14 protein-coding genes are annotated in these 13,503 nt (G+C 58.8%); 6 read left to right on the plus strand and 8 right to left on the minus strand.

Features of this window, described 5'->3' with window-relative positions; all coding sequences use genetic code 11:
* Nucleotides 1-33: 33 nt before the first annotated feature.
* The 3 genes from ACZ5A6_RS20980 to ACZ5A6_RS20990 all read right to left on the minus strand — a co-directional run bounded on the left by ACZ5A6_RS20980 (nucleotide 34) and on the right by ACZ5A6_RS20990 (nucleotide 2,960).
* On the minus strand, nucleotides 34-996 hold the full coding sequence (locus ACZ5A6_RS20980; protein WP_464111380.1) for a 2-hydroxyacid dehydrogenase: 963 nt from the start codon (nucleotides 994-996) through the stop codon (nucleotides 34-36).
* 299 nt (nucleotides 997-1,295) lie between these two features.
* Nucleotides 1,296-2,318: a LacI family DNA-binding transcriptional regulator gene (locus ACZ5A6_RS20985; RefSeq protein WP_004430963.1), complete on the minus strand. Its 1,023-nt coding sequence runs from the start codon at nucleotides 2,316-2,318 to the stop codon at nucleotides 1,296-1,298.
* Between the two features lie 132 nt (nucleotides 2,319-2,450).
* Nucleotides 2,451-2,960, minus strand: a complete 510-nt coding sequence (locus ACZ5A6_RS20990) for a MarR family winged helix-turn-helix transcriptional regulator (protein ID WP_004430960.1) — start codon at nucleotides 2,958-2,960, stop codon at nucleotides 2,451-2,453.
* Between the two features lie 79 nt (nucleotides 2,961-3,039).
* On the opposite strand from ACZ5A6_RS20990, the gene ACZ5A6_RS20995 reads away from it, so the two are divergent.
* The 3 genes from ACZ5A6_RS20995 (at nucleotide 3,040) to ACZ5A6_RS21005 (ending at nucleotide 6,317) form a co-directional block, all read left to right on the plus strand.
* Nucleotides 3,040-3,840, plus strand: coding sequence for a creatininase family protein (locus ACZ5A6_RS20995; protein WP_035252227.1), 801 nt, complete (start codon nucleotides 3,040-3,042; stop codon nucleotides 3,838-3,840).
* A 115-nt stretch (nucleotides 3,841-3,955) separates the two neighbouring features.
* Entirely contained in the window at nucleotides 3,956-5,080 is a 1,125-nt protein-coding gene (locus ACZ5A6_RS21000) for a CobW family GTP-binding protein (RefSeq protein WP_004430957.1), read from the plus strand.
* Nucleotides 5,081-5,324: 244 nt separating this feature from the next.
* Nucleotides 5,325-6,317 carry a WD40 repeat domain-containing protein gene (locus ACZ5A6_RS21005; protein WP_013762340.1) on the plus strand — a complete coding sequence of 331 codons (993 nt, stop codon included), beginning with the start codon at nucleotides 5,325-5,327 and terminating at the stop codon, nucleotides 6,315-6,317.
* A gap of 217 nt (nucleotides 6,318-6,534) precedes the next feature.
* Here ACZ5A6_RS21005 and ACZ5A6_RS21010 read toward each other — a convergent pair whose 3' ends face one another.
* The 3 genes from ACZ5A6_RS21010 to ACZ5A6_RS21020 all read right to left on the minus strand — a co-directional run bounded on the left by ACZ5A6_RS21010 (nucleotide 6,535) and on the right by ACZ5A6_RS21020 (nucleotide 9,329).
* Nucleotides 6,535-7,716, minus strand: coding sequence for an MFS transporter (locus ACZ5A6_RS21010; RefSeq protein WP_464111381.1), 1,182 nt, complete (start codon nucleotides 7,714-7,716; stop codon nucleotides 6,535-6,537).
* A 190-nt stretch (nucleotides 7,717-7,906) separates the two neighbouring features.
* The gene (locus tag ACZ5A6_RS21015; protein ID WP_004430952.1) at nucleotides 7,907-8,554 is read right to left on the minus strand and encodes an outer membrane protein; all 648 of its coding nucleotides are present in this window, start codon (nucleotides 8,552-8,554) and stop codon (nucleotides 7,907-7,909) included.
* A gap of 487 nt (nucleotides 8,555-9,041) precedes the next feature.
* Nucleotides 9,042-9,329: a hypothetical protein gene (locus ACZ5A6_RS21020; RefSeq protein ID WP_004430950.1), complete on the minus strand. Its 288-nt coding sequence runs from the start codon at nucleotides 9,327-9,329 to the stop codon at nucleotides 9,042-9,044.
* Nucleotides 9,330-9,599: 270 nt separating this feature from the next.
* Here ACZ5A6_RS21020 and ACZ5A6_RS21025 point away from each other — a divergent pair, with 270 nt between their 5' ends.
* From ACZ5A6_RS21025 to ACZ5A6_RS21035, 3 genes are all read left to right on the plus strand, one after another.
* Complete coding sequence (locus tag ACZ5A6_RS21025) at nucleotides 9,600-10,778, plus strand: hypothetical protein (RefSeq protein ID WP_013762336.1); 1,179 nt, start codon at nucleotides 9,600-9,602, stop codon at nucleotides 10,776-10,778.
* Between the two features lie 103 nt (nucleotides 10,779-10,881).
* Nucleotides 10,882-11,523, plus strand: a complete 642-nt coding sequence (locus ACZ5A6_RS21030; protein WP_004430943.1) for a DUF1007 family protein — start codon at nucleotides 10,882-10,884, stop codon at nucleotides 11,521-11,523.
* Nucleotides 11,517-12,578, plus strand: a complete 1,062-nt coding sequence (locus ACZ5A6_RS21035) for a nickel/cobalt transporter (RefSeq protein ID WP_464111382.1) — start codon at nucleotides 11,517-11,519, stop codon at nucleotides 12,576-12,578. The genes ACZ5A6_RS21030 and ACZ5A6_RS21035 overlap by 7 nt, the downstream gene beginning before the upstream one ends.
* On the opposite strand, the gene ACZ5A6_RS21040 is transcribed toward ACZ5A6_RS21035, so the two are convergent.
* Nucleotides 12,569-12,808 (minus strand): hypothetical protein, encoded by a 240-nt coding sequence (locus ACZ5A6_RS21040; RefSeq protein WP_003516247.1) that lies wholly within the window; start codon nucleotides 12,806-12,808, stop codon nucleotides 12,569-12,571. The genes ACZ5A6_RS21035 and ACZ5A6_RS21040 overlap by 10 nt on opposite strands.
* Complete coding sequence (locus ACZ5A6_RS21045; protein ID WP_019566970.1) at nucleotides 12,795-13,487, minus strand: GNAT family N-acetyltransferase; 693 nt, start codon at nucleotides 13,485-13,487, stop codon at nucleotides 12,795-12,797. Before ACZ5A6_RS21045 ends, ACZ5A6_RS21040 begins: the two co-directional genes overlap by 14 nt.
* Nucleotides 13,488-13,503 lie beyond the last annotated feature (16 nt).

Raw genomic sequence — 13,503 nt, forward strand, 5'->3', positions numbered from 1 at the left:
CGGGACAAGCCCGAGGATGACGGCGGAGAGGTGTTATCCCTTAACCGGCGTTTCCGGCACCGGCGTCAGCACCTTGCCATCCCTAAACCAGCCAAGAATATTGTCGGCCACCAGATCGGCCATCGCATTGCGCGTCGGGATGGACGCAGAGGCGACGTGCGGCAGCAGGGAAACGTTCGGCAGTGACAGGAACGCTTCCGGCACCTTCGGTTCTGCGTAGAACACATCGAGACCGGCAGCACCCACCGCACCGCTCTTGAGGGCCTGCAAAAGCGCATCCTCATCGACGCTGGAGCCGCGTCCGACATTGATGAACACGCCCTGCGGACCAAGTGCCGAGAGGATTTCCGCGTTGATCGCCTTGTGCGTTTCCGGGGTGCCGGGCACGATGCAGATCAGCGTGTCGACAGCCTGCGCCATCTCCTTCAGCGAACCGTGATAGGTATAGGGCAGGCCATCGCGCTTGCTGCGGGTATGATAGCCGATCTCCACCTTGAATGGCTCCAGCCGCTTGGCGATTTCCTGGCCAATGCGGCCCATGCCGAACAGGCCGACCTTGCGGCCGCGCAGGGAAAACGGCGAAAGCGCGAAGGGCCCTTCGCCAACCCATTTACCCTCACGCAGCCAGGTTTCGGCCTGATAGAGACGGCGAACCGTGTTGATCAGCAGCGCAATCGTCGTGTCCGCAACTTCGTCGTTCAGCACATCGGGCGTATTGGTCACCACGATACCGCGCGTGGCGGCATGTTTGGCATCAACGCCATCATAACCGACGCCGAAATTGGCAATGATCTCGAGTTTCGGCAGCGCATCGATCCATTTGGCGTTTACGACGCCTGAAACGGCGATGGCATTAATGCGCTCAGCCGCACCATCAGGCAGAACCGGCTCAGCACCGGCGGGCACTGTCACGATCTCGACCTTGCCTTCGAGGCGTTCGAGCACGCGCGGGTTGATCTTGCCGGGAACGAGAACGACGGCTTGTCTGTCAGACATGGGTGGATATTCCTCCTGATTGCATTCCGATATCGTCAGAGCGGATTCATGGGCGAACCACTCGCCATCCCGCTCTTCTGGGCCGCGATCTTTTCAAACAACGGCGGCCGTGAAAAGGGCAATAAGGGGAAGCTATGGGGCCAGACGGAAGTTTCATGCCGTTTTTTAACGCGCCCGCCTCCGTCATGCCGCACTTGAGGCGCGCGTCGGCGCGGCGCAAAGAGTCTTTCCAGCTCAAGGGCTTGGGCTGGCTGGCTTTACGCTGAAGGCCGGAATGACGAAAGAGAGGGAAACGCTGCTCAAACCCTCGGACGCACCGGCCCTGTCGACTGGCGGATGCGCATTTCCGGCTTGATGAGGTGCACGCCATCCGGCTCGTGGCTGCCCGCCAGCCTGTCCAGAAGCGCACGCGCCGCAAGGCGCCCCACCTCGGCCTGTCCGTTGGACACCGTGGTCAGCGCCGGCGTGGCGATGGCCGCCTCTTCCAGATCGTCGTAACCCGTCACGGAAATATCCACGCCCGCCACCAGTCCGGCGCGCGAAATACCGTTCATCAGGCCGATGGCGACCAGATCGTTCCAGCAGACGGCAGCGGTGGGCTTCTGCGGCAGCGACAGGAAATGCACTGCGGCCTCGAAACCGCCCTGCTTGGAGCGTGGGCCGGGAATACGCAGGTTCGGATCGACCTCGATTCCCGCCTTGCGCAGCGCGTTGACATAACCCTGATAACGATCGCGGCCGGTCGAGGTCTGGTCGGTACCACCAACCATGGCGATGGTGCGATGGCCAAGACTGATCAGATGATTGGTCGCAAGCGAAATGCCATAGCTGTCGTCGCCGCGATAGGTCGGCATGTCGACGCCCTCGAGCGAGCGGGCCACCAGAATGGCGGGCATGCCGTTTTCCTCAGCCAGCGTCATGTCCTCGATCGGCGTGCCGATGGCGGGCGACATGATGATACCATCAGAACCAAGTTGCAGCAGCGTTTCGATGAAGGTGCGCTGTTTTTCAACCGAATCATAATGGTTGGACAGAATGAAGGTCTGGCGGCTGCGATCCAGCTCGGTTTCGATGGCCTTGAGAATTTCCCCATAAAACGGGTTCATCACATCATGGAACACCACGCCGATAATGCCGGAGCGCGAGGTGCGCAGGCTGGCGGCCCGGCGGTTGTAGATGTAACCGAGCGCCCGGGCCTGTTCCTTGATCTTGTCGCGGGTGTCAGAGGCGACCAGCGGACTGTCGCGCAATGCAAGGGAGATGGTGGCAGTCGATAGACCTAGGCTTTCGGCGATTGTCGACAGTTTGATCTTTTGTGCCACGGCATTTCTCCCCAAACCCATGTCATTGACAGACGTTTCTGTTTAAATCGCAATTAAACAATTTAAACAAAATCCGCAACCGGTTTAAGGAATATCAACAAAAAGACAGTGGTTTTTAAAAAACTCAACAAATTATTGAAGGTTGGTATCGATCACCTTGAGAAGTTTAACCACCGTCCTGATGTCCTTGGCCGAAAGCCCCTCGATCGCCCGCGCACCGCAATTTGCGATGGATACGTTGATATGTTCGACGCTTTTCAGGCCTGTCTCCGTCAGTTTCACCAGTGTTACGCGGCCATCCTCGTCATCGCCGCTGCGCTCCACGAAGCCCTGGGCTTCCATGCGGCCGATGGTTCGCGTCATGGTCGGCGCCTTGACACCAAGTTTCTGGGCGATCTGCCCAGGCGTGAGGCTGCCTTCCTGCGCCAACGCCAGAATTACGCCGTCCTGCCCGGCATAGAGGCCGCTTTCGGCAAGGCTGTGGCTCAACGCCGTGCGCATGGAACGGGCGGCCTGGGTGATGGATTGCGCCAGTTCCTCAGGGTTGAAATTCTCATCCCTCTTTTTGGCGTCCTTTACTTTCTTGGTGCCCTTGTCCTTTTTGGCGCCCTTGTCCTTATGCCCAGTTTTGTCCTTGCTCATATGCGAGTGCCTTTTACCCTGTGGCGGAACCGATATATGTTGCTGGAAATCCTTACCGAATGCACGCGCGGACTGCCAGATGCCAAACTCATACACGCATTATCACGACGAAAACGTAACAGACCCACATCTTCGCGCAACAGGTGCAATTTCAGTGCTGCCGCTCGGTGCGCACGAACAGCACGGGCCGCACCTGCCCTTCGAGACAGACACGCTGATTGCGGCGGGCATTGTCTCCCGTTTGGCTGCTGTTTTGCCCGCCGGTCTGCCGGTCTCCTTCCTGCCGGTGGAGCCCGTTGGATATTCCATCGAGCACATGAATGTGCCGGGCACGAAGTCGTTGCGTTACGATGAGGCCGTTGAGCGCTGGCTCGGCATTGCTAAGGCCGAATATGAAAAAGGCGTGCGCAAATTCGTGATGTTGAACGCCCATGGCGGCAATTCGCCATTGATGACCATCGTCGCCACCGAGGCGCGCGCCCGCTTCGGTATGCTGGCGGTCGCCACCAGCTGGACTCGTTTCGGCGTGCCGGTGGATATCGTGAAGCCTGAAGACAAGGCGATCGATATCCATGGTGGAGATATCGAGACGTCGGTCATGCTGGCGCTTTGCCCGGAGCGGGTGGCGATGGAAAAAGCCGCCAACTTCCCCTCCCGCCAGAGCGATTTCGCCAGCCGTTTCAGGCATCTGCGTGCCTATGGTCCACACGCTTTCGGTTGGCTTATGGGCGACCTGAACCCTGATGGCGTTGCCGGAAACGCCGCTGCCGCTTCAGCCGAGAAGGGCGAAAGGATCATTTCCCATGCCGTTTCGGGCCTTGTCGAACTGCTTGAAGACGTCCACGCTTTTGACATAACGTTATTTCATAACAAAATTTGAAAAACTGCGCCGAAACCAGCCAGAATCCCTTTGAACTGCCCGAACGTCGCGCCTATATGGACGTCGACACTTATTCCTTGAGGCCTCAACCGGCCTTTCTCCACGCGAGGTTTCCATGACCGAAACAGCACCAGCCAAGCCCATTCCAGTCACCGTCCTGACGGGATATCTAGGCGCCGGCAAGACGACGCTTCTCAACCGTATCCTGTCCGAGAACCACGGCAAGAAATACGCTGTCATCGTCAACGAATTCGGCGAGATCGGCATCGACAACGATCTTATCGTCGAATCCGACGAAGAAATCTACGAAATGAACAATGGCTGCGTCTGCTGCACGGTGCGCGGCGACCTCATCCGCGTGGTCGAAGGCCTGATGCGCCGGCCCGGCCGATTCGACGGCATCATTGTCGAGACCACTGGCCTTGCCGATCCCGTTCCGGTCGCCCAGACCTTCTTCATGGATGACGACGTGCGCGCCAAGACCGAGCTTGACGCGGTGGTCGCACTTGTCGATGCCAAGCACCTGCCGCTGCGCCTGAAGGACAGCCGCGAAGCCGAAGACCAGATCGCCTTTGCCGATGTCGTTATCGTCAACAAGACCGATCTCGTTTCGCCGGAAGAAGTCGCCCGCATCGAGGATATCGTGCGCGCCATCAATCCCTCTGCGCGCATCTACAAGACCACCCGTTCCGGCGTCGATCTTGCCCGCGTTCTCGACCAGGGCGCCTTCAATCTGGAACGTGCGCTCGAAAACGATCCGCACTTCCTCGAGCACGGCCACGAGGATCACGCGTGCGGTCCTGATTGCGACCACCACCACCATGATCATGGGCACGATCACGGCCATGACCACCATCATCACGACCATGATCACGCGCACCACGATCATGACCACGGCCACGATCACCACCACCATGGCGCGGCCTCCCCGATCCATGACGTGACGGTGCAGTCGGTGTCGCTGCGCGGCGGCGAAATGAACCCGGAGCGCTTCTTCCCGTGGATCCAGAAGGTCACCCAGACAGACGGCCCGAACATCCTGCGCCTCAAGGGCATCATCGCATTCAAGGGCGATGCGGAACGTTACGTGGTGCAGGGCGTGCACATGATCATCGAGGGTGATCACCAGCGCCCGTGGAAGGAAGGCGAAAAGCGCGAAAGCCGCCTTGTCTTCATCGGCCGCGAACTCGACCGCGAAAAGCTGGAAAAGAGCTTCAACGCCTGCCTCGCCACGGCTTGACATCCTTGACGGGGCACCGTGCCACCCTTGGCGTTTTCGGTGCCCTTCCTCACTTTCGACGTCATCCTCGGGCTTGACCCGAGGAGCCATTGCCGCCAGCATATGGATGGTCGAGTGATCCCCGGGTATGACCCGAGGACCGACCTTGACGCCACGGGTTGAAACCGCACCAACGGGTCTTCCCGACCTGGTCTGCGACCGAAATCCATCAATGACAAACACATAGACGAAAGACCGATGCCCCATGCCGACTGTTGCCCCGCTTGATATCGAAGGCCACGTGGTCTCGACCCATTTTCTCGGCGACATTCCGCTGTTTGCCACCGCCGCCGGCACCATTCACCGGCTGGATGGCGGCGAGAAGGTCACTGAGGCGCATGAGGGTCTGCTGACCTGCATCCGCGACCCATATAGCGCAACGCTGCTTTCCGGCGGCGAGGACGGGCGCGTGCTGCGCATTGGCCATGATGGCAGCCTCAGCGAGATCGCCAATGTGCCGCGCAAATGGGTCGGCGTTGTTGCCGGCGGACCGCAGAAGGCGGTCGCTTATGGTGTCGGCAAGTCCAGCTTCGTGCGCCTCTCTGACGGCACGGTCAAGGAATTCAAGGAAGAACGCACGGTGGAGGCAATAGCCTTCGCGCCCAAGGGCCTGCGCATTGCCGTTGCACGCTATAACGGCGTGACGCTGCATTGGGTGGCGAGTGCAGGCGATCCGGTCGATCTGGAATGGAAAGGTGCCCATACCGGCGTCACCTTCTCGCCTGACGGTAAGTTCCTCGTCACCACCATGCAGGAAAACGCCCTGCATGGCTGGAAGATGGAGGCCACCAAGGGCGGCATGGAAGCCCGCCATATGCGCATGACGGGTTATCCCGCCAAGGTGAAATCCGTTTCGTGGTCGGCAAAGGGCAAGTGGCTCGCCTCATCAGGTGCCCCGGCCGCTATCGTCTGGCCGTTTTCCGGCAAGGACGGCCCGATGGGCAAGGCACCCGAAGAACTCGGCAGCCGCGCCAACATCATGGCTACCAATGTCGCTTTTCACCCGCTCGAAGATGTGCTGGCCATTGGCTTCATCGACGGCATGATCCTCGGCGTGCGGCTTGCGGATGGCAAGGAAGCCCTGCTTCGCCGCCCCGGCAAGGGCGCCATTACCGGCATGGACTGGAGCGCCACCGGCAAACTGCTCGCATTTGCCTCCGAGGCAGGCGACTGCGGCATTGTCGATATTTCGGCGTAAGGACAGCAACAGGCGCGCGTCCGGTTTCGACGGATGGCTCGATACGGCTCAATCTCCGCCCTCATTCCTGTGCTCGTCACGGGAATCTAGACAGCCCAAGTCCTTGGGCTGCAAGGGACTGTTTTCGCCACGCAGACGCGCATCGACTGGATTCCTGCGACAAGCACAGGCATGAGGGCTGATAGGTGTCAGCGCCAGAAACCTCGGCATTGTCTCGCTATTCGCTGACCCGACGCCGCGTCAGGAACAGCAGCAGCAGGGCTGCCCCTGCACCAACCGAAGCAAGTCTGATCGACGTACCGAAGCTTGCATATTGCGACACAAACCCCATAAGCGGCACCGCAAACAACCCGGCAAGGAAAATGGAATTCATGTAGAGCGCGGTCGCCCGCGCGGTGCGTCCGCGCGCAAAGCCCTGCACGAAGGTGAGGCACGTTCCGGCGCAAAGCCCGTAATAGGCCCCTTCAAGTGCTGCTCCGAACAACATGGCCGGAAGGGTCTGGACCGAGGCTATGACGTTGAAGGCGACGATTGCCATCACCGCAGAGATGCAAAGAAGGATGCGGGCGCTGACCCGGCGCATGATCCTTGGCGCAAGCAGGATCAGCAGAACCTCCATCGCGCATTTGACGCTGAGCGACAGGCCCGGCACGTAATCCGGCAGGCCCACCTCGCGCACCAGAAATACCGGCAGGGCCGAGGCGCACAGGGCGTGGGCGAAAGACATGCAGAAGCTGGCCGCCGCCGCCATCAACAATGGCAGGTTGCGCCGCGTATCGTTGTCGCCCTCTTTCCGTCGCTCCATCGGGCATGTCTGGCCGCGCGGCACGAAGGCAAGGGCAAGCCCGCCCCAGATGGCCGCCATCAGCATGGCATTCATGAACACGGCCTGCGCACCGGCAAGATCGAGGATCAGATAGGCGGCGGCCGGAAGCAGCATCCATGCCAGCGACACCATTGTCCGCAGAAAGGCGTTATAGGCAGGTGCATCCAGTGCTTTTACCCGACCATGGTAGCGACCATAACTGAAAATCAGGGTACTGGCGGCGTTGGAAAACCCCATTCCCGTTGCCGTCACCGCCACGAGCAATGCCAGATGCCCGGAGGTCGCCGCTGCCGCTGCGATAAATGCACCAAACACAGAGAGCAGCAGCAATGGCCGCACCCGCACACCGGCATCGACACGTTCGCCATAAGTGCGGCTGGCGATGATCGAAGCAACCATTGCCGTCACGCTGTAGAGACCAAGCGTGGCCGGCGGGTGACCAAGGACCTGTATGATGTAAAAACCGATAAATGGCACAACAGCCGCATTGGTGCCGCCGGCGATGAAGACCAGCACGGCAATCATATAGGCCTGACGATCAAAAACGCCCGGCGAGGTGTTTTTCTGTAGCATGGGGGAATCGACTGGAGATCGGCAGCGGGAAGCGGATTGATGCCACCATCACACCAAAAGGGTATGCTGTTCAAGCCCGAGCGGAAGGCGATGTGTGTTTTCGTTCCTCACGAAGCACGCCACCCCTGTTTCCTTAAGCACCGGGGCGTCGCAGCGCTTGCGCCGCCCCTTGTCGAAGACGGAAAAACCGTCAGAACTTCACGCCAAGGCCAACCTTGACGACGTGTTCGCTGACATCGCCGGTCGAAGTGATCGGACCGGTATGGTAGGTTGCCTTGCCGAAGTCGTTGTAACGATATTCGACGCGTCCAAACAGGTTGTTGGTAAAGGCATAGTCTACACCCGCGCCGACCGTCCAGCCGTGCAGCACCTTGCTGTCCTCACCGAAGGGCGCCTTCACTTCGCTGTCCGTCGCGGTGTAGCCGGCAGCGGTGTAGATCAGCGCCCGGTCGATCGCATAACCGGCGCGCAGACGCGCCGAGCCGTTCAGGCCTGCGGAAACCTCGCTGGTGACGATGGTCTTGTCGCCCCAGGCATAACCGAGATCGCCCTCGACACCCAGAATGATGGAGGGGGCCACTTCAGCGTTATAACCAGCGAAACCGGAAAAACGGCCGCCGTCAAATTCATGCTTCGTGGTGACACCGAAAGTGGTCGACTTCACGCGGTTCCAGCCATAACCGGCGGAGGCGCCGACATAAACACCGTCCCAGGAAAAGGCAGGCGCAACATCGTTGACGACCGGTGCCGCTGGAATATCGCCGACGGCGTCGGCGGCAACGGATGCGTCAGAAAGAATGCCGAGCAGGCCGAGAGCGAGAAGAGATTGTTTCAACATGCGATAGCTCCTTGAAAATACCATCCCGGCACCTGCGTGATGCGAGTTTTCGCGACCAGAAACGCAGCGTAATGACGGGGTTGACGCACCCCTAGATTGAAGAACATCGTGGTTAAAATCGCGTAAACGGTACGGACAAAAAGGCGCTTGCAGAACGTATTCCCGTTAACATTGCCAATATTTATCAAATATAAATCAGAACTCACGCGGATGATCCCGAACCGTGCGTCCCGACATATGACGACAGCGATCGCGTCACAAAACCCTCATGAGTAGTGGCCATCCCGCAGTTTTGTGTGTGCAGTCATTGGCGGCCACACAAACAAAAAAAGGGAGCCCGAAGGCCCCCTTGCAGTCATGCGATGCGCCGTTTGTTATTTCCGGAAGCACCGTGTGTCATACACACGTAGCTGGAGGACTGCTTCCGGCTTATATCCTGCGCGCATCGTTCACGCCGAAAATCCCTGTCGATTTTCGATCTGCACCATTAGTGGCGACGCTTTTTGCCGCCATCGTTCTTGTTGTCGATGACATCGACGGAAGTCTTGTTGCCGTTGAGAAGGCCATTCAGGATACCGGTCTTGTTGCCGTTCAGAATCCCGTTATTGGACAGGATACCGCTGACACCCAGATCGATGCTTGGCGACACGACGACGAGTGCGCCGCCCTTGTTGCTATTTCCGGACAGGATACCGCCCAGCAGACCACCGGCATTGGCTTGACCAACGGAAGCGACAGTAAGAACAGCGGCTATGCAAGCAAATTTGGCAATCATTTCTCTCTCCTCTTATGTTTGATCACGCCCCATGGCGTAGTCGAACTGTATATTTAGAGGATTCTAATTCAAGCAAAGCCTAATATTACAATAAATAATTAACTTTAATACTGGTGATTTTAATTAAGTTTTACGCGATTGGCGCCGGTCTATTCTCCTGGAATTTCCGTGGAATACACCATGACTTCCGGCCTCGACAATATGTCGCCCCTGAAACTTTATTAACCATCCAAATATAAGATATTGCTTAATTAGAGACCGGAGATGCAAATGCGGCTGGGAGGATACATCGCGCTTGTTCTTGGGCTTGCCTGCACCTGCGGTGCGCAGGCGGGGGAAAACGCCGATGAACACAATATCACCTATAAAACCGGCATCGGCTACGACACCAATTACTTCGGCGATACCAACCGGTTGAAGGCGATTTCGCTGCGCGCCGGCTTCGGGCTTAACGGAAAGTTCGTGCTTGACGGCACGGAACTACGTTATTCGCTCGAGCATGAGGAGGTTCGCCTCCCCCGTTACCGTTTTGCCAATGAACACAACACCATTGCCAGCCTGGGGCTGACCAGGCGTCTGTCGGAGCGGCTGGAATGGGCCGTGGAACTGCGTGGCACACGCAGCGATGCCGGCGATATCTTCCTGCATCTGCCGGAAGAAGACATCGGTTACCGGCGACTGGACCACAAGCTGGAGGCATCGACACAGCTCGGCATCCTTGCTCTTGGCGGAAAGAACACGCTGACGGCGGGTTTTGCCAGCCTGATGAAAGGCAGGGCGCGTTTTCGTCCGGCCTATTTCGAGCCCACCCGCCTGGAGGCCAATGAAGCGCTCTTGTCGCTCAAGGCCGAACATGTGCGCCCGCTGGCCGGCGGCGAGGCCGGACTGACAATTGCTTATGACCGCATTGTCGTGCCGGAAAGCCAGCAGGAGAAATACGAGCGTTTTCCGGCCAGCACATTGCGGGGATCACTTGCCTACGGTTACAAGTTCTCCGAACGCTTCGCCGTTCTGGCCGAAGGGGGCCTGACGACGATTTCCGGCGACGATATCAGCGACAAGGTGAAGCGCACCCGGCCCTATCTCAGGGCCGAAGCCGAGGTAAAAGCCACGGACCGCATCGCCTTCGGTGCTGGCTTCTCCCAGGATTACGCGCTTTTCGACCCTGATGATCCCATTGCCGAGTTCCACCGCCGTTGGCAGTTCGTGGTTAAAAGCAAGCTCACCGACAAGGTGGGGCTGGACCTGGCGCTGCAGCGTGTCCACAAGGACTGGATCTATTACAATTACGATACCAGCGAACGCAGGCTGGTGGCCACACTGTCCTTCGATACTGGCAAGAACAGCAAGCTGGAGGTGGAATTCAACCGCCTTCTGCATGGCGAGCGCGACACCGACCTGTCCTATAGCGGATCGAGCGTCACCTCGCGTTTCACCGGCACCTTCTGAAACATAGGGCAGCCACATCACCAAAGCGCATATCAGGTCGAAATTCGGTCCCAATTTCTGCTAGAATCCAGCTCCGAGATTCGAAGGCAGGACAGACCGGATAATGAACAGACGACTTTTGCTCCTTGCGGCTGGCCTGACCTCCATTCCCGTTGCCGCCGCGGCACATCCGCATATTTTCGCCGAAGCGCGCATGGAAATCGTCGAGGGGCCGAACGGTACCATCCAGGAGGTGCGCAACATCTGGCGTTTCGACGAGATGTTCTCGGCAAGCGTGGTGATGGATTACGACAAGAACGGCGACCTGAAGCTGGACAAGAACGAGCTGGCCGAAATCGGCAACACCGTGCGTGAATCGCTTGGCGAATATTCCTACTACACCTTCATCACCGCCAACGGAAAACAGGTGGATTTCGCAAAGCCCGACACCATTCATGTGGACTACAAGGACAAGCAGATCCTGATGTTCTTTTCCGTCAAGCCAAACACGCCGCTTTCCATCAAGGGCAAGCTCAGCTTCGGCGCGTGGGACCCGACCATGTATACGGCGATCGATTTTGCGAAAGACGGCGATCTGGCGACCGTCGGCAAGGATCTCGCCGCCTGCAAGCACCATGTCGTGCGCCCCGACCCGGACGAGGTGATCTCACAAAACCAAAGTTCGCTCACCGACGCTTTCTTCAACGACCCGACCGGCACCGACATGACCAAACTCTTCGCCACCCGGCTGGAGGTGACATGCTGAGCCGAAGCGGGCGCCTTTGCGGACACCTGACCATCGCCGCACTCTGCGTGCTGGCCGTGGCAGGTGTTGCCCATGCGCAATCGCCGCTCGGCATAGGCTCGGCCGAGCCGTCCTTTGCCCCTGGCGGGCCGTTCGCGCCGCTGATGCAATGGATCAACGTGCACCAGCAGATGTTCTACCGGGCGCTGACCGGTGCCCTGAAAGCCATGCGCGAAGACAATTGGGCGATGGCATCGCTGGTTGGCCTCTCCTTTGCATACGGGGTTTTTCATGCCGCCGGTCCTGGCCACGGCAAGGCTGTCATCTCTTCCTATATGATCGCCAATGAAACGCAGCTGAAACGCGGCATTCTCATTTCCTTCATTTCAGCACTCATTCAGGGCGCAATGGCCATCGGCCTCGTTGTCGCAGCCTGGCTCGTGCTGCGCGGCACCTCCATCACCATGACGAAAGCCACGCAGGCAATGGAGATCGCCAGCTTTGCCATGGTGGCGCTGTTCGGCGCCTGGCTTCTGCTACGCAAGCTCTGGTCGCTGCGCATCCGGCGGGTACCTGTTGCAGCCTTCGCCGTTGCGGGGGAAGCAACAGCAGTCAGAACCACGGGCATGGGCACGGGCCTCAGGTTTCAGGGCAAGCCGGTTTTCGCGGACCACGCCCATAGTGGCACAGGTGATCTTTGCGTCTCCTGCGGAAAATCGCACGCGCCCGATCCGCTGCTTCTCAAAGGCAAGAATTTCAGCCTGCACGAAGCGTGGTCGGCCATCATCGCAGTTGGCCTGCGGCCATGCTCCGGTGCCATCATCGTCATGAGCTTTGCGCTCTTGAACGGGATTTTTCTCGGCGGCGTGCTTTCCGTGCTTGCCATGTCGCTGGGTACCGCCATCACCGTATCGCTGCTTGCCATCATGGCCGTCTCGGCCAAGGGGCTTGCCGTGCGCTTCGCCGGCCCCGGAAGCCGCAGGGCAGCGGGCATCAGCCACGCGATCGAGATTGCCGGTGCGCTGTTCGTGCTTTTGATGGGCCTTATGCTGCTTGGTGCGTCGCTTCAGTTCTGACTGTCGCGGCGGCGCTGGTAGCGGGCGCGCAGCCAGAACAGCAGGAAAAAGCACAGCACCACCACCGAGCCAAAAGCCGCGGCAAGAAAGGGCGAGTAATCCCCCAGCCAAAGCATGATTTTCGGCATCACGTAAAACACCAGCCCAAAACCAAGGATGATGCCAGCGGCTGCAAGGCCCGGCGACCAGTCTTTACGGCCAGAGCCAGCCTTCTTTTCAGGCGTGGTCATGGGCGAGCTCCGCGCGGATATCCTCAAGCTTGCGCTTCTGCGCGCCATCGGCCGTAAAATTCTCCGGCGAAAGCCAGATTTCAAACGCCTTGCCAATCAACGGCCATTCGCCGTCGATCATGGAAAACCACGCCGTATCGCGGTTGGCACCCTTGGAGATCATGTGCTGGCGGAACACACCCTCGAAGGTGAAGCCGTAACGCTTCGCAGTGATCTTGGAGGGTTCGTTTTGATTGTGGCATTTCCACTCGTAGCGGCGGTAACCCAGATCCTCGAAAACGTGTTTCGCCATCAGATAATGCGCTTCGGTCGAAAGCGGCGAGCGCTTCATCCTGGCGCCATGGGCAACCGAACCGACCTCGACCACGCCATTGGCGGGATCGGGCCGCATGTAGCTTGCCATTCCGACGACGTCACCGGTGGCATTTTCAACGAAAACCAATGTCACCCAGTTGAGTTTATCTCCCGCGTTGACAAGCCAGTCACCAAAGGCTGCAGCATCGGCAAAGCCGCTTTGCGGGAAATATTTGAGAAGCGCATTGACCCCCTCACCACCAAGCGCAGTCCAGAGCCTTGCAAGATGCCTGTCGCGATCAAACGTTTCCGCCGTCACATAACGGCCCTTCAGCGTCACCGGCTGCGGCGCCGGACATCCCTTAAAATCACTCAGATCGCGCATTCTCTTCCCCATTGTC

The organism is Agrobacterium sp. 6Ca8, from assembly GCF_055382765.1.